Below are 15,250 nucleotides of genomic sequence, written 5' to 3'. Positions count from 1 at the left end.
ATCCACCTCGCCAGAAGTGGGGCGAGGCGGATTCCGGAACCAGCGCGAGACGGTCGCTCACGCTGTTCGCGCTACGACTCGCTGAGTTCGAAGCGTCCGCCCCGCACGAATTCGTCGCTCACGGTTCGTTCGCGGCAGAAGTGGGTCGGGGCGGATTTGAACCGCCGGCCTGCTCCGTGTGAAGGAGCCGTCATAACCGAACTAGACCACCGACCCGCACTCACTCGTAGTCGGGTGGAAAACTTAAGACTGCTTATTCGGAGCGAGTGTTGTCGAGGCGGTCGCGGGCTTTCTTGAGGGCGGCGCGTGCGTCGCCTTCGGCTCGTTGTTCGAGACCCTTGAGGTCTCGCTTGAGGTTTTCGACGCGACTGGGTTCGGGTTCTGTCTCCTTGCCGACGAGTTCGCGGACGCGGTTCTCGATGTCCTCGAACTCGTCTTCGAGGCCTTCGCGGGCGTTCGTGACGGCGCGTTCGACGTGGTGGCGGGCGTCCTGGAAGCGTTCGTTCATAGTTGTAGGGAGGCTTCTCTCGGAGAAAACCCTTGTGGCGTATTTTAGGCCAGCCTAAATCGGAACGCTTTAGTCGTTGTTAGGCGTGCCTAAAACTAGCGTCGGTTGGCATCACTCCGGCGTTGTCTGTCCCACCCCGGCGGCTATCACAACCGCTTTCACGCCGCCGGGACACCCACTTCTCATGTCCGACACGGAGGGCTCCGCGAGCGCCGTCCAGCGCGTCGCACGCGGCGACCAGCACGCCGACCTCGTCGTCCGCGGCGGCCGCGTCTACCGCCCCGAAACCCGCCAGTTCGACGCCGTCGCCGTCGCCGTCGTGAACGACACCGTCGCCGCGCTCACCGACGACCCCGACCGCGTCACCGGCCCCGGCACCACCGTCGTCGAAGCGAGCGAGAAAGCCGTCGTCCCCGGGTTCGTGGACGCCCACACCCACCTCGACCTCCACCAGGCGTTCGACTACGCCTACCAGTACGCGCTCCGCGGCGGCACCACCACGCTCGTCACCGAACTCGCGTCCTGGGGCGAACTCGCGGGCGCGGACGCCGTGGACGCGATGCTCGACGCCACCCGCGACCTCCCCGTCTCCGTCTACGCGACCGTCCCGCCCGGGCCGTGTCTCGACACGTTCACCAGTCCGCTCTGCAGTCCGGACGACCTCGCCGCCGCGCTCGACCGCGACCGCGTCGTCGGCGTCGGGGAAGCCGCGTGGATTCACGCCGTCAACCACGAAAGCCCCGTCCACGACCTCTACGACGCCGCGCACGACCGCGGGAAGACCGTCGGCTCCCACGCCGCCGGCTGCCGCGGCGACGCGCTCGCGGAACTCGCCACGCTCGTGGACGACGACCACGAGTCCATCAGCGGCCGCGACCACGTCGCCCGCGTCGAGAACGGCATCCACAGCATCGCGCGCGTCGGCACCATCCGCGACGACGCCGCCGCGCTCGGCGACGCCTACGCCGAAGTCGGGGACGCGGACTTCTCGCTGTCCACCGATGGGACGTGGCCGCGCGACCTCGTGGACGGCGCGATGGACGCCGCCGTCGAGCGCGCCATCGAGGAAGGCGTCGAACCCGTGGACGCCCTCCGAATGGCGACCCTCACGCCCGCGAAACACTTCGGACTCGACGGGAAGGGGACGCTCGCGCCCGGCGCGGACGCCGACATTCTCGTCCTCGACTCCCTCGACGACGTGGACGTTTCGACTGTCGTCGCCGGCGGCGAGGTCGTCGTGGACACCCACGACCTCCAGGTCGGCCCGCGGCCCCACGACTACCCCGAGCACGCGTACGACACCACGCCACGCCTGCCCGACGACTTCCTCGCCGTCCCGGCCCCCGACGACCCGGCGGCCGTTCGCGCCATCGAACACGAGGGCGGCCTCCTCACCGCAGAAACCACCGTCTCCCCGAGCGTGCGCGACGACGAACTCCACGCAGACCCCGACAACGACGTGTTGAAAGCCGCGCTCTACGACCGGAGTCCCGCGAATCGAGGCGGGTTCGTCGGCTTCCTCACCGGCGTCGGAATGGACGCGGGCGCGGTCGCGACCACCATCACGTGGGAGACCGCGGGCGTGCTCGCCGTCGGCGCGAACGACGCCGATATGCGAACCGCGGCCGACCGGCTCGCGGAACTCGGCGGCGGCTGGGTCGTCGTCGAGGAGGGCGAAGTCGTCACGGAACTCCCCGCGCCGCTCTACGGCTTCTGCACCACGCGGGACGTGACGGAGACCGAACAACACATCGGCGCGGTCGAGGAAGCCCTCCGGAACCTCGGCGTCACCGCCGACCGGCCGTTCCTCGCGCTCCAGACGCTCACGTTCGTCGGCGTGCCCGCGCTCAAACTCACCGCCGACGGCTACGCCGACGTGAAGAACCGAGAGACCGTGGGCCTCAGTACGTAGGCGACTCCTCGGGCACGCCCTCGCGGGCGTTCACGAGCCTCGCGAACTCGAACAGGGCGTCCGAGAGCCGGTTCAGGTACGCGACCGCCTCCTCGTTTATCTCCTCCTCGCCCGCGAGCGCGACGACGCGGCGCTCCGCGCGCCGACACACCGACCGCGCGTGATGGAGTTTCGCCCCCGGCTCGCTCCCCCCGGGGAGGATGAAGCGCTGTAAGGGCTCCAGTTCCTCCTCCGCGGTGTCGATGAACGCCTCCACCTGCGCGGTGTGGTCGTCCTCGACGACGGGGTCGTCCTCCTCGGGTTCGGGGTTCGCGAGGTCGGCCTGCACCACGTGCAGGTGGTTCTGAATCGTCTCCAGCCAGTCGTCCACGTCCTCGTAGCCCGTCGGCCGCACCGTCCCGACCAGCGAGTTCACCTCGTCCACGGTGCCGTACGCCTCGATTCGGTGGCTCGTCTTCGACACCCGCGACATGTCCCGGAGGTCGGTCTTCCCCTCGTCCCCCCGCTTCGTGTAAATCTTCATCCTAGGCCTCCGCCCGCGGCGCGAGCGTCCGCTCGACGTACTCCACGATGTTACTGCTCTCGGCCATCGTCACGCCCCGGTCGTCGTCCACGATGACGGGCACGGCGCGCTGGCCGCTCACGCGCTTGACCTCGTTACGCTTCGAGTGCAGGCCCTCCACCCACTTCGTCTCGTAGTCGATGTCGTGCTCGTCGAGGGCGTCGTGCACCCTCTCGCAGTACGGACAGCCGTCGAGCGAGTACAGCACGAGGTCACTCATACCTCGTTCTGGGGTGGCCGGCCACATAGAAGTTTCCGGGCGAGATAGCAGTAGTCAAGTGGACGAGTAGACTACGCGACTGTAGATGATAGACCGCACCTACACCGGCGACGTGACGCCGGAGATGGACGGCGAGACCGTCGCCATCGCGGGGCACGTCCACGAACTCCGCGACCTCGGCGGCCTCGTCTTCGTCATCGTCCGCGACCGCGAAGGCCTCCTGCAGGCCGTGTTCAAGGAAGACCGCGAACCCGCCCTGTTCGAGGACGCGGAAGACCTCGGCGCGGAGGACGTGGTTCGCATCGAGGGCGAAGTCACGGAGTCCGGGCAAGCGCCGGGCGGCGTCGAACTCGTCCCCGAATCGCTCGAACTCATCGACGAGGCGGACGCGCCGCTCCCGCTCGAAATCTCGAAGGACGTCGAGGCCGACCTCTCCACCCGCCTCGACAACCGCGGCATCGACCTCCGCCAGCCGGAAGTGAAGGCCATCTTCACCCTGAAGTCCGTGCTGATGGACGCGATGGAGGACTGGTTCGAGCGCGAGGGATTCGTGGACGTGGACACGCCCCTCATCTCGAAGGGCGGCGCGGAGGGCGGCGCGGAACTGTTCCCCGTCGTCTACTACGAGGAGGAAGCCTTCCTCTCTCAGAGCCCTCAGCTCTACAAGCAGATTCTGATGGCGTCGGGCTTCGACAAGATATACGAGACGGGCACGGCGTTCCGCGCGGAGGACTTCGCGACGAGCCGCCACGTCTCCGAAATCGCGATGTTCGACGTCGAACTCGCGTACATCGAAGACCACGACGACGTGATGGACGTGCAGGAGGAGAGCCTCCGGTACGCCCTGGAACAGGTCGCGGAGCACGCCGAACACGAACTCGACGAACTCGGCGTCGACCTCACGGTTCCCGACGAGGACTTCCCGCGCATCACGTTCGACGAGGCGCTCGACATCCTCGAAGACGAGTTCGGGCACTTCCCGGACGACCCGACCGACCTCGACACGAAGGGCGAGAAACTGCTCGGCGAGTACTTCGAAGAACAGGGCCATCCCGCGTTCTTCGTCGTCGGCTACCCCGACGAGAAGTTCTACTACATGCAGAACGTCGAGGGCGACGACATCGCGTCCCGGAAGTTCGACCTCATCTACAAGGGCCAGGAGCTCTCCTCGGGCGGCCAGCGCCAGCACGACGTCGATGCGATGCGTGAGATGATGCAGGCGGAAGGCGTGGACGAGTCGAACTTCGAGTTCTACCTCGACGCGCTGAGCTACGGCACGCCGCCCCACGGCGGGTACGGCCTCGGAATCGACCGGCTCGTCCAGCAGGTCTGCGACCTCGACAACATCAAGGAAGCGATCCTGTTCCCGCGCGACCCGAACCGGCTCGCGCCCTGAAGCCGGCAGCGCGCGCTCACTCGCGAACTCCTTTCACCCGCGCGACGAATCCTCGGGTATGCGCGTACTACTGCTCGGCGCGAGCGGACGCATCGGCCACCGAATCACGAACGAACTCCTCGACCGCGGCCACGCGGTCACCGGCGTCTCCCGGAGCGGCGTAGACGATATCGAGGACGAGGACTTCACGAGCGTCGTCGGTGACGCCACCGACCCCGACGAGGTAGCGCGGCTCGCCGCCGGCCACGACGCCGTCGCGTCCGCGCTCGGCCCCGCCGGAAGCGAGACGCCGGACGTGCTCCCCGAGATGATGGACGCCGTGCTCGCGGGGATGCGGCGCGCGGACGTGGAGCGCCTCGTGTGGACGGGCGGCGCGGGCGGCCTGCGCGTCGCGCCCGACACCCTGCTCGTTGACACCGAGGAGTTCCCGGACGACTGGGAGGGCCTCGCGCGCTCCGCTATCGACGCCCTGGAGCGCCTCCGGGACGCCGACGACATCGCGTGGACGTACGTCGCGCCCGCGGCGATGATCGAACCCGGCGAGCGCACCGGCGAATACAGAACGAACGTGGACGAACTCGTCGCGGACGACGAGGGAGACAGTTACATCACGATGGAGGACTTCGCGGTCGCGTTCGTGGACGAACTCGAAAACGAGGCGTTCGTCCACGAGAACGTCGGCGTCGGCTACTAGAACTCGCCGGTCATGATGGCCGCGACCTCGTCGCGGTCGAACAACTGCTCGTCTTCGGGAATCTCGGGGTAGGGGCCGCCGTCGTAGCCCGGCCACTCGCCGAACTGCTCGGGGTACAGTTGCTTGGCAGTCATCTCCAGCTGGAAGAGGTTCATCACGGGCCCCTGGAGGGGGTTGCCGCCCGCGTACACGCGGTCGTTCTGCACCGCGGTGAGCCGACTTCCGACCTCGTTCTCTTCGAGGCTCTGGCGGACGCTCGCGATGTCGTAGTAGGAGTAGCTGTAGCGGTTGATGATGACGTCGGGGTCGACTTCGAGCATCGTCTCGTAGTCGTACGCGGACTGGTAGGACACGTCGCTCTCCGTGAACGCGCCCGGGGCCTGCATCGGCCGAGTGTGGGCGTGCGCGAACCCGTCGGCGTTGAACTTGGAGGGGTAGAAGGTGCCGTCGATGAAGATGACGGACGCGACGGTCGGGCGCTCGGACTCCGGCGGGAGGCCGGACTGAATCGTCGCGAGCATGTCGTCGTGAATCGCGGCGAGCGCGTCGTAGCGCTCCTGCGCCTGGAACACCTGGGAGACCGTCTCCGCTATCTCCCAGAGCGTGTAGTACTCGTAGGAGTCCGCGTACGCCTCCGGGGGTTCGGTGTTCCGGCGGCTGAGGACGTTCCCGAACCAGGGCGCGACGTTGTCCCGAATCTCCTCCACGTCGCCGATGTCCCAGCCGTCGAAGGAGACGACGAGCGCGGGGTCGATGAGGTGGAGGTCGCTGTTGAGGTCGTAGAACACCTCCTTGTCCACGGTGATGCCGGAGCCGCCCTGATTCAGCTGGGTGAGGCCGGACTGGTCGAAGGAGACGCCGTCGAGCTGATCGTAGTAGGCGTGGAGGGAGCCGGCGGCGTTCGTGCTGAATCCGAGGGAGTTCACGGCGTCGCCGTAGCCGTACGCGACCGCCATGTCCGCGTAGAGGAGGCTGTACACCATCACGTTCGACGGCGGTTCCTCGAACTCGACGTCGCCGACGGGAGCCATCGACACCGAGTACGGCCCGCTCTCGTCGGTGGTCGCCTGCGTGGTGGCGTCCGTCGTCGCCTCGGTCGTGGCGTCCGTGCTGGAGGTCGTCGTGTCGCTCCCGCTCTGACAGCCGGCGAGCAGGGCGCTGCCGGCGAGCGCACCGGCGGATGCGAGGTATCTCCTGCGCGTCGTGTCGGTCTGGTCGTCCGGGTTCGGAGCCATACGGTTTAGGGTGGCCTAAAGAATTAAAGGCGTTACTGTCTGCGCCCGCGCCCGGCTTTTCTGTATAGTCGAATGTGGTTTATTCTGGGTGGAAGCGTTCGCCGCGGGCGAGGAAGTAGAGCACGCCGAACGACCCGACGACGGACGCGACGGTGAACGCGAGAACGGGGTCGTGGTCGTAGAGCAGGCCGCCGAGGAGCGCGCTCGGAACCACGACGACGTTCCGCACGAGGTAGTACGCGCCGGTGGTGCTCCCGCCCTCGTCGCGGGCGGCGGGGCCGACGATGAGCGCCTTGTGCGCGGGCAGGCCGGCGAACCGGAGGCCGGAGAACGCGAACAGCGCGACGAACACCCACTGGCTGGCGGGCGCGAACACGAGGAGGACGGGGAAGACGGCGTACACCGCGAACCCGAGCGCGACGACAGGTTTGAGGCCGACACGGTCGGCGAGCCGGGCGACGGGGAGCATGCTGAGGAGCGCGACGGCCATCTCGACGGCGAGCAGGACGCCGAAGAACGCCGCCGGGGCGAGGGTGACGCCGAACGCCCTGAAGGAGACGGCGCGGAGGTCGGTGACGACGAGCACGAAGAACACGTACACCATGCCGTTCCCGAAGCGGACGAGCGTGTCCGCGACGAGGAGCGGGCGGAGTTCGCGCGGGAGGCCGCGGAGGTCGTCGAGCACGCTCGACACGCCCGAGAAGGACTTCCCGAGGGAGTCCCGGCTGGCGTCGTACAGCCAGTGCTGGCCGAGGGTGGCGAGCAGGGCGAACGCGACGCCGACGAGGAGCACCCACCGGAACCCCGCGGTGAAGTCCGCGACGACGGCGAGCACGGCGGCGGCGAGCAGCGGCCCGAGGAGGAAGCCGGTGCGGCGGAACGTCTCCGTGCTCGCGAACCCCGTGGCGAGGCGGTCGGGCGCGACGCTCTGCTTCACGATAGCGAACGTCGCGCCCAGGCCGAGCGACTTCCACGCCTGCGTGAGGAACAACCCCAGGAATATCCAGAGCCACGCGGGGACGGTCGGAGTGGCGAGGCGGGGGGCGGCCCACCAGACGAGGAAGCCGAGCGTGGAGAGCGCGCCGAACAGCGTGAGCGCGCGCCGCGACCCGATGCGGTCGGAGAGCCGGCCGCCGGGGTAGGGGTAGACGGCGCTCACGAGGTTGCCGACGCTCCCGTAGAGGCCGACGACGCCGGCGCTCGCGCCGAGCACGGTGAGGTACTCGGGGACGTACCGGCTGGTCATCTGGAACGCGAGGCTGAACGCGAACATCGCCACGGAGACGACGAGCACGCCGCGTTCGAGCGCCGCGAACTGGCGGAACGCGTCCAGGGAGTCCGGGGAGTCGGCCATCACGCGAGTCCTCGGACGCCCGAGTATTGAATGGTCGGACGGACCGAACGATTCAACACGACACGGTTCGAGACGCCGAGTATGGCCCGTGAACTCGACCACGAGTGTCCGGAGTGCGACGAGGAGCGCGAGTTCTACCGCGCCGCCGCGACGCACCTCCACCTCGGACTGAAGACGAAGTGGTACTGCCCCGAGTGCGGATTCGGGTTCGTGCGCATCAACGGAATCGACTCCACCGCGGTCTAGAACGTCGAATTCTCTCGTTCTCCACCGGTGAGCCGCCGGCTCGCGCGCCATCCGATAAATCGTATTTCGGGATATAGAATTCCTGAGTTGGGTTCAGTCCGCGGCCGGACATCGGGGTGTTCGGCTTCCTGCCCGACCTGTTCGTCGGGGTCGCCATCGTCGTGCGCCTCTATCAGAGTCAGACGTGACGCGGGAACCCGAGCGTTGAAGGCGGCGGACGCGAACGAACGAGTCACCGGCCGATGGACGACCCGCCAGCGACCGACCGACTGCGAGCGCTTCTCCGGGACGGCGAGTACGACGCCGCGAGCGACGGCCTCGCGCGGGTGATGGACGCCGACGCGGCGGTGCGACGACGGGCGTTGAACGCGCTCCGCGACCTCGCGGACGACCGGCCGGGCGCGGTCGCCGGGGTCGCGGCCGCGGTCGTTCCGTTCCTGACGGACGACGAGCGGTCGTTCCGGCTGGGCGCGGCGAAGCTGTTCGCGGCGCTCGCGGACGCCGACCCGGACGCGGTTCGCCCGGTGGCGGACGCGCTCGCAGACCGGTTGCGGGACGACGACGAGTTCTACTTCGTTCGCGCGCGGTGCGCCGAGGCGCTCGGGTACGTCGCGCTCGACCACCCGGACGTCGCGTCGCCGGCCGTGCTCGCCGACCTCCGCGTCGGCCTCGAATTCGACGAGCCGGAGGTGCGCGAGCGGCTGGCGCAGGCGCTCGAATGCGTCGCGCTCGGCGACCCGAACCGACTCCGCAACCACGCGGGGGCGCTCGCCGGCCACCTCGACGACGGGAGCGAGCGCGTTCGCTACCACCTCGCGTCGGCGCTGGTCGCGGTCGCGACGGAACACCCGGAGCGGCTCGCGGACGCGGCGGACGCGCTCGCAGACCGACTGAGCGACGACCGCGTGCACGTTCGCGGCCGCGCCGCGGAGGCGCTCGGCCTGCTCGCACGCGCCGACACGGACGCGGCGCTCCCCGTGGACGGATTGGCGGACGCGATGGACGACGAGGCGTTCGTCGCCGAGCGCGCGCGGTTCGCGCTCCCCGCCGCCGAGGACGGCGACGCGCCCGCGGACGTGGGGACGCTGGCGGGCGTGCGGCGCACCACGCGGGCGGCGGTGGCGGAGATGACCGCGCCCGACGGCGAGTGCCAGCACTGCGGGCTCGCACTCCCGGCGTCGGGCGGCCCGCCGACGTGTCCGCGCTGTGGCGCGCCCCGGTAGGTACCGGCCAGGTCTGTCGCGAGGGAAACCGATACCCTCCCGGGGTGCGAGTGGTCGAGTATGGCACAGCAGTCCAGTGGTCGTTTTTGCCGAATCACGTATTGAGTCCCTGCCGCCGAGCGCGAAGCTCGTGTACAAGGTGCTGGAGACGGAGTCGCCGCTGACGCAGGCGGACATCAGGGAGCGCAGTCGGTTGTCGAAGCGCACCACCAGGCACGCTATCGGGTTGCTCGCGGACGCCGACCTGGTGGACGAGCGCGTGTATCCGCTCGACGCGCGGAAGAAACTGTACGCGCCTCAGAGTCCGGCGAAGCCGTCGACGGGAATAACGGAGTAGTCGACGGTGAGCGTGTCCTGGGTCGCGCGGACGCGCCCGACGAACTCCGAGATGTCTTCGAGCGTGCCGTCGAGGATGAACAGTTCCATGCAGTAGTGGTCGCCGACGTGGTTGTGGACGTTCGAGGAGACGAGGCCCTCGTACTCGTGGCGGAGTCGAATCATGCGTTCCTCGACGGTCGTGCTCTGGTAGTCGAAGAGGACGGTGACGACGCCGAGGAGTTCGCGGTCTTCGAGGCGTTTGTCCTCGAACTCGCCGAGGAGGTTGCGCGCGGCTTCCCGGAACACTTCGCTCCGGCCGGTGTAGCCGTGTGAGTCCGCGAAGTCGTCGATTCGTTCGAGGAGTTCGTCCGGCATGGAGACGCTGACGACGGCCATATGCTAAGAGAACCGGGGGAGATTATTAATCCTTAGTTATCGAGGGCGTGCCAGGAGAGCCGGGGGTTGCGCGCGGCCTCGGTCTGGTCGATGCGGCGCGCTGTCGTCCGCTCCGGCGCGCTCTCGATGGTCTCGGTGGATTCGTCGGCGACGGCGTTGAACGCGGCGGCGAGCTGGTCGAGCGTGCGCTTGCTCTCCACCTCGGTCGGTTCGGTCATCAAGGCCTCGCTGACGATTTCCGGCCACTTCGTCGTCGGCGGGTGGACGGCGTAGTCGAGCATGCGCTTCGCTACGTCCGCGGCGTCCTGGTCGCCCGCGGACGCGACGAACTCGTGGTGGAACGGCTCGAACGGCACGTCGTACTCGACCTGTTCGGCGAGGTAGTTCGCGTTCAGCACGGCCTTCGCGGCGGCGTCACCGAGGCCGTCGTCGCCGAGGCGGGCGATGTACGCGTACGCCTTCACGAGCACGAGCCAGTTCCCGTAGAACCCGTGCACCTTCCCGATGCTGGAGTCGGGTTCGAAGAACTCGAAGCCGGCGTCGGTCTCCCTGACCTGGGGGTTCGGGAGGAACTCCGCGAGGTCGTCGGTGACGCCGACCGGGCCGGCTCCGGGGCCGCCGCCCCCGTGCGGGGTGGCGAACGTCTTGTGGACGTTGAAGTGCATGATGTCGAAGCCCATGTCGCCGGGGCGGGCGCGCCCGAGGAGCGCGTTCAGGTTCGCGCCGTCGTAGTAGAGCAGTCCCCCGGCGTCGTGGACGACGTCCGCGATTTCCTCGATGTCGCGCTCGAAGAGGCCGAGCGTGTTCGGGTTCGTGAGCATCAGGGCGGCGGTGTTCTCGCCGACCGCGGCCTCCAGGGCGTCGAGGTCGACGCGGCCGTCGTCGGCGGACGGGAGTTCAACCACGTCGTAGCCGCCGAGCGCGGCGGACGCGAAGTTCGTGCCGTGCGCCGAGTCGGGGATGACGATTTCGTCGCGTTGTGCGCCCTCCCCCCGGGACTCGTGGTAGGCCTTCGCGAGGAGGATGCCGGCGAACTCGCCGGCCGCGCCCGCGGGCGGCTGGAGCGTCACCGCGTCCATTCCGCCGATCTTCTTCAACTGCTCCTGGAGGCCGTGGAGGAGGCCGAGCGTGCCCTGCACGCTCTCCTCGGAGCGGTCGGGGTGGACGGCCGCCTCGGGACGGGCCGCGAGGTCTTCGGTGAACTTCGGGTTGTACTTCATCGTGCACGACCCGAGCGGGTAGGGGCCGGTGTCGACGCCGTAGTTCTGCTGGCTCAGCCGGACGTAGTGCCGGACGAGTTCGGGTTCGGAGAGGTCGGGGAGTTCGAGCGAGTCCCGCGTGAGGTCGTCCGGGAGCGAGGACTCGACCTCGACTTCCTCGGTGCTCTTCTCGGAGAGCAGGGGTTCGTACTCGGCGTCGTCCGCCTGGCTGAAGCGCGCCTGGTCGTAGCGCTCCATTTCAGGCCACCTCCTCGAACGCCGCGACGAGGTCAGGAATCGCGGGCTCGTTCGCGTCGGTCACGCAGACCTGGAGTTCGTGGTCGCCGACCGCGTGCACGGCGAACCCCTCGGCTTCGAGGTCAGCTGCGACCGCGGGCGCGGGCTGGTCGGTGTGCGCGACGAACTCGCGGAAGTGGTGGCCGTCGTTGACGGGCGCGCGGACGCCCCTCACGTCGTCGAGTTCGGCGGCCAGCTCGCGGGGGAGTTCGACCATCTGTTCTGCGAGGTCAACGAGCCCCCCGGGGCCGAGTTGGGCGGCGTGAATCGCGGTGCGGAGCGCGACCCACGCCTGGTTCGTGCAGATGTTGGAGGTGGCGCGCTCGCGGCGGATGTGTTGCTCGCGCGTCTGGAGCGTCAGCGTGTACGCGCGCTTGCCCGCCGCGTCCTCGCTCGCGCCGACCAATCGGCCGGGAACCTGCCGGAGGAAGTCTTCCCGGCAGGCGAACAGGCCGAGTCCCATGCCGTAGCTCGTGGGCATCCCGAGGACGGCGGCGTCCCCGACGACCACGTCCGCGCCCACGTCCACGGGGCGCTGGAGGAGGCTGAGCGCGACCGGGTCGCTGCCGAGGCAGAACAGGGCGTCGTGGTCGTCCGCGAGCGCGCCGATTTCGTGCAAGGACTCCTCGATGACGCCCTCGGTGCTGGGGTTCTCCGCGTACACGAACAGTGTGTCGTCGTCCACGGCCTCGCGGAGCGCGTCGAGGTTCACGGTGCCGTTCTCCGTGGGGTAGGTCTCGACGGTGAGGTCGTTGCCGGAGACGTAGTTCTCGACGACGCTCACGCGCTCCTCGCGGGTGTTCTCGGGGAGGAGGACGCGCGTGCCGTCGGCCTGCCGGACGCGCTTCGCGAGCAGCGCGGCCTCGGCGAGCGCGGTCGCCGCGTCGTACATCGAGCAGTTCGCGATTTCGAGGCCCGTGAGTTCGACGAGGAGGCTCTGGTACTCGAACAGCACCTGCAGGAACCCCTGCGTGATTTCGGGCTGGTACTGCGTGTACGAGGTGATGAACTCGGAGCGCTGGCTGATGGTGTCGACCAGCGAGGGGACGTAGTGGTCGTAGTGGCCGCGCCCGAGGAACTCCGTCACGTCGTCGTTCTCGGCGAGCAGGCCGGCGACCTCGCGTCGCGTCTCCTGTTCCGTCCGGGCGTCGAGGCCGTACTCGTCCGTGAACCGAACCGACTCGGGGATGTCGAAGAGGTCTTCGACGGAGTCGGCGTCGACGGCCGCGAGCATCTCCGCCGTCTCGTCCGGCGTGTGGGGCGCGTACGGACTCCCTCCCGCTCCGCTCATCGCGTCTCACCACGGTGCGTTCGCATACGTGTCTCATGCGAACCCGCGGATATCATACTCCCGGTTCCGGAACGCCACACACCCCGGAAGAATACACGACCGTGCATTACCACGCCGACATCTCGGCGCGGAGTACGCACGGACGCCGCAGAATTATTCGATTTGCTCGCGGTACTCCTCGGCGGTGAGGAGGTCGTCCAGCTCGGACTCCTCGACGCCCTCGACTTCGAGCATCCAGCCGTCGCCGAACGGTTCGTCGTTCACGAGTTCGGGCGCGTCTTCGAGGTCGGTGTTCGTGTCAGAGACCTCGCCGGAGACGGGACTGTAGAGGTCGCTGACGGCCTTGATGGACTCCACGACGCCGAACTGGTTGTCCTGTTCGAGGGCGTCGCCCTCGTCGGGGAGTTCGACGAACACCACGTCGCCGAGTTCGTCCTGCGCGAAGTCGCTGATTCCGACCCGTCCGGTGTCGGGGTCGTACCATTCGTGCGATTCGAGGTAGTACAGGTCGCTGGGTACGTCGAAGCTCATGGTTCAGTCGAGGAAGCGGGGTGTCCTAAGTTCTGCCTTCTTCTCGTCACCGCGGATGACGACGCCGACTCGGTCGCCGGGTTCGAAGTCGGCGGAGACGTAGCCCAGGCCGATGGGTTCGTCGAGCGTCGGACTCATCGTGCCGCTCGTGAGTTCGCCGACGACCGTCCCGTCGCCGTCAGTCACGTCGTAGCCGTGTCGGGGGACGCCGCGCTCCAGGAGGACGACCCCGCGGAACGTCTCGTCAACGCCCTCCTCCTTCGCGCGTTCGAGCGCGTCCCGGCCGACGAACTCCGTGTCGAGTTTGACCGTCCAGCCGATGCCGGCCTCGTAGGGCGTGCGGGGGTTCGACTCGGCGTCGAAGTCCTGCCCGGAGAGCAGGAGGCCGGCCTCCATGCGGAGGGTGTCGCGCGCGCCGAGGCCGCAGGGCTGGCAGTCGAACGCGCCCCAGACGGTTTCCGCGTGGTCGTTGTCGTAGACGAGTTCGAAGCCGTCCTCGCCCGTGTACCCCGACCGGGAGACGAGACAGGAGACCCCGGCGACCTCGGTGCGCGTCGTCTCGAACATCGAGAGGTCGAGCACGTCGCCTGCGCTCGCGTCCGCGACGAGGTCGGGCGCGTTCGGCCCCTGCACGGCGACCATCCCGTACTCGGTGGTTCGGTTCTCGACGGTCGCGTCCAGCCCCCAGTCGTCTCGGTGGGTCGTCCAGCGGTCGGCCATCTGTTCGTCGTGGCCGGCGTTCGGGACGAACAGGAAGCCGTCGCGGTCGGGGAGGTCGTAGACGACGGTGTCGTCGAGGAGGTGGCCGTCGGCGGTGACGATGCTGGAGTAGTGGGCGTCGCCGGGGTCGAGCGCGTTCACGTCGTTCGTGGTGAGGCGCTGCATCAACTGTTCGGCGTCGGGGCCGGACACCTCGATTTGGCCCATGTGGGAGACGTCGAAGATGCCGGCGTCCTCGCGGACGGCGGCGTGTTCCTCGCGGATGGAGTCGAACTCGACGGGCATCTCCCAACCGCCGAAGTCGGTGAACGTCGCGCCGGCGTCGTCGTGTACGTCGCGGAGCGGTGGAGTCCGCAGTGACATAGCGGAGGTGTCTCACGCGGGGGTGAAAACTACGCGGGTTCGATGACGATCTTCTCCCCGACCTTCTTGAACACGACCTGGTCGCCGACCTCGACGCTCTCGCCCTGTGCCTCGAACTCCTCCCGGACGGCTTTGATGAGACTCATCCGCCACCGATCCGTCACTTTCGTCGTTCCGAGAATCCGCTCGTCCATACCCCGATTAGGCCGGTCGGCAGTCTTATGGCCTTGTAGCTATTTAGACGAAATAGTCACAAACGTGTCCAAGTACGTTCACTTTCGAGGGTCGGATGAAGTACCCAGCACGGAGCGTGTCGTAGTCTTGCGCGCGGGCCCATCGGTCGTCCACGACGGGTCGAGGGTGAACGCGACCGTTCGCGTCGACGTAGAAACCGGAAACGGTCGAGAACGCGTCTATCGGGGGACGAGCCTATCCGAGGCGACGGACGCCGCGATCGAGGAGCTCGAAAACGGCGGTCTCGCGACCGTGCGGAACCGCGAGTACTTCAGTCGGTTTTGGTCTTCGGATCGGGTGGCGGACGTGACGCGTCGCCTCCGTGAGGCCGCCTACAGGTAATCGCGGAGCGTCTCGATAGGGTTACCGTCGACCGCGAGGCTGTCGCAGCGGCGGCACTGGAGCGTGAGCGAGACCGCGGGCCGGCCGTTCGCGGCGGGTGTGTCAACGGGGAGTGTGCAGGCGAGCGTGAGCGAGAAACCGGTGGTGTTGTCGCAGTTGGTGCAGTGCATGGTGTGCCAGCTGGTGTGGTTCGTGGCTGGCACGCCCGA

At 68.2% G+C, this 15,250-nt stretch carries 19 protein-coding genes and 1 tRNA gene; 7 read left to right on the top strand and 13 right to left on the bottom strand.

Annotated features, from left to right (window positions below; genetic code table 11):
* Window positions 1–141: 141 nt before the first annotated feature.
* Together LI334_RS04195 and LI334_RS04190 are read right to left on the bottom strand one after the other, a co-directional pair.
* Window positions 142–216: transfer RNA gene (locus LI334_RS04195), tRNA-Val, on the bottom strand.
* Between the two features lie 37 nt (window positions 217–253).
* Window positions 254–508: a DUF7553 family protein gene (locus LI334_RS04190; RefSeq protein WP_227261921.1), complete on the bottom strand. Its 255-nt coding sequence runs from the start codon at window positions 506–508 to the stop codon at window positions 254–256.
* 184 nt (window positions 509–692) lie between these two features.
* Between LI334_RS04190 and LI334_RS04185 the strand changes: the two genes are divergently transcribed.
* The gene (locus LI334_RS04185; RefSeq protein ID WP_227261920.1) at window positions 693–2,420 is read left to right on the top strand and encodes an adenine deaminase C-terminal domain-containing protein; all 1,728 of its coding nucleotides are present in this window, start codon (window positions 693–695) and stop codon (window positions 2,418–2,420) included.
* Here LI334_RS04185 and LI334_RS04180 read toward each other — a convergent pair.
* Complete coding sequence (locus LI334_RS04180; RefSeq protein ID WP_227261919.1) at window positions 2,410–2,943, bottom strand: cob(I)yrinic acid a,c-diamide adenosyltransferase; 534 nt, start codon at window positions 2,941–2,943, stop codon at window positions 2,410–2,412. The two genes, LI334_RS04185 and LI334_RS04180, sit on opposite strands and share 11 nt — an antisense overlap.
* A 1-nt stretch (window position 2,944) precedes the next feature.
* Entirely contained in the window at window positions 2,945–3,202 is a 258-nt protein-coding gene (locus LI334_RS04175; RefSeq protein ID WP_227261918.1) for a glutaredoxin family protein, read from the bottom strand.
* A gap of 85 nt (window positions 3,203–3,287) precedes the next feature.
* Between LI334_RS04175 and aspS the strand changes: the two genes are divergently transcribed.
* Window positions 3,288–4,598, top strand: a complete 1,311-nt coding sequence (gene aspS / locus LI334_RS04170) for an aspartate--tRNA(Asn) ligase (RefSeq protein ID WP_227261917.1) — start codon at window positions 3,288–3,290, stop codon at window positions 4,596–4,598.
* A 58-nt stretch (window positions 4,599–4,656) separates the two neighbouring features.
* Window positions 4,657–5,292: an NAD(P)-dependent oxidoreductase gene (locus LI334_RS04165; protein WP_227261916.1), complete on the top strand. Its 636-nt coding sequence runs from the start codon at window positions 4,657–4,659 to the stop codon at window positions 5,290–5,292.
* Here the strand turns inward: LI334_RS04165 and LI334_RS04160 are convergent.
* Window positions 5,289–6,527, bottom strand: a complete 1,239-nt coding sequence (locus LI334_RS04160) for an ABC transporter substrate-binding protein (protein ID WP_227261915.1) — start codon at window positions 6,525–6,527, stop codon at window positions 5,289–5,291. The two genes, LI334_RS04165 and LI334_RS04160, sit on opposite strands and share 4 nt — an antisense overlap.
* Window positions 6,528–6,606: 79 nt before the next feature.
* The gene (locus tag LI334_RS04155; protein WP_227261914.1) at window positions 6,607–7,881 is read right to left on the bottom strand and encodes an MFS transporter; all 1,275 of its coding nucleotides are present in this window, start codon (window positions 7,879–7,881) and stop codon (window positions 6,607–6,609) included.
* A gap of 81 nt (window positions 7,882–7,962) precedes the next feature.
* On the opposite strand from LI334_RS04155, the gene LI334_RS04150 reads away from it, so the two are divergent.
* The 3 genes from LI334_RS04150 (at window position 7,963) to LI334_RS04140 (ending at window position 9,687) form a co-directional block, all read left to right on the top strand.
* On the top strand, window positions 7,963–8,127 hold the full coding sequence (locus LI334_RS04150; protein WP_227261913.1) for a DUF7838 family putative zinc beta-ribbon protein: 165 nt from the start codon (window positions 7,963–7,965) through the stop codon (window positions 8,125–8,127).
* Between the two features lie 242 nt (window positions 8,128–8,369).
* Window positions 8,370–9,350, top strand: coding sequence for a HEAT repeat domain-containing protein (locus LI334_RS04145; protein ID WP_227261912.1), 981 nt, complete (start codon window positions 8,370–8,372; stop codon window positions 9,348–9,350).
* A gap of 76 nt (window positions 9,351–9,426) precedes the next feature.
* A complete protein-coding gene (locus LI334_RS04140; RefSeq protein ID WP_227261911.1) occupies window positions 9,427–9,687 on the top strand; it encodes a MarR family transcriptional regulator in 261 nt (86 codons plus the stop codon).
* Here LI334_RS04140 and LI334_RS04135 read toward each other — a convergent pair.
* The 6 genes from LI334_RS04135 to LI334_RS04110 all read right to left on the bottom strand — a co-directional run bounded on the left by LI334_RS04135 (window position 9,648) and on the right by LI334_RS04110 (window position 14,659).
* The gene (locus LI334_RS04135; RefSeq protein ID WP_227261910.1) at window positions 9,648–10,064 is read right to left on the bottom strand and encodes a CopG family ribbon-helix-helix protein; all 417 of its coding nucleotides are present in this window, start codon (window positions 10,062–10,064) and stop codon (window positions 9,648–9,650) included. The two genes, LI334_RS04140 and LI334_RS04135, sit on opposite strands and share 40 nt — an antisense overlap.
* Before the next feature lie 32 nt (window positions 10,065–10,096).
* On the bottom strand, window positions 10,097–11,521 hold the full coding sequence (gene gcvPB, locus LI334_RS04130) for an aminomethyl-transferring glycine dehydrogenase subunit GcvPB (RefSeq protein WP_227261909.1): 1,425 nt from the start codon (window positions 11,519–11,521) through the stop codon (window positions 10,097–10,099).
* Between the two features lies 1 nt (window position 11,522).
* Window positions 11,523–12,851, bottom strand: coding sequence for an aminomethyl-transferring glycine dehydrogenase subunit GcvPA (gene gcvPA / locus LI334_RS04125; RefSeq protein WP_227261908.1), 1,329 nt, complete (start codon window positions 12,849–12,851; stop codon window positions 11,523–11,525).
* Between the two features lie 153 nt (window positions 12,852–13,004).
* A complete protein-coding gene (gcvH, locus tag LI334_RS04120; protein WP_227261907.1) occupies window positions 13,005–13,382 on the bottom strand; it encodes a glycine cleavage system protein GcvH in 378 nt (125 codons plus the stop codon).
* Between the two features lie 3 nt (window positions 13,383–13,385).
* Window positions 13,386–14,465 carry a glycine cleavage system aminomethyltransferase GcvT gene (gene gcvT / locus LI334_RS04115; RefSeq protein ID WP_227261906.1) on the bottom strand — a complete coding sequence of 360 codons (1,080 nt, stop codon included), beginning with the start codon at window positions 14,463–14,465 and terminating at the stop codon, window positions 13,386–13,388.
* Window positions 14,466–14,494: 29 nt separating this feature from the next.
* Window positions 14,495–14,659 (bottom strand): hypothetical protein, encoded by a 165-nt coding sequence (locus tag LI334_RS04110; RefSeq protein ID WP_227261905.1) that lies wholly within the window; start codon window positions 14,657–14,659, stop codon window positions 14,495–14,497.
* A 166-nt stretch (window positions 14,660–14,825) separates the two neighbouring features.
* Here LI334_RS04110 and LI334_RS04105 point away from each other — a divergent pair, with 166 nt between their 5' ends.
* Entirely contained in the window at window positions 14,826–15,041 is a 216-nt protein-coding gene (locus LI334_RS04105) for a hypothetical protein (RefSeq protein WP_227261904.1), read from the top strand.
* On the opposite strand, the gene LI334_RS04100 is transcribed toward LI334_RS04105, so the two are convergent.
* Complete coding sequence (locus LI334_RS04100) at window positions 15,032–15,211, bottom strand: hypothetical protein (protein WP_227261903.1); 180 nt, start codon at window positions 15,209–15,211, stop codon at window positions 15,032–15,034. The genes LI334_RS04105 and LI334_RS04100 overlap by 10 nt on opposite strands.
* Window positions 15,212–15,250 lie beyond the last annotated feature (39 nt).

Origin of the sequence: Salarchaeum japonicum (assembly GCF_020614395.1) — an archaeon.
GTDB classification, from domain to species: domain Archaea; phylum Halobacteriota; class Halobacteria; order Halobacteriales; family Halobacteriaceae; genus Salarchaeum; species Salarchaeum japonicum.
This window is presented reverse-complemented; position numbering and strand designations above follow the sequence as displayed.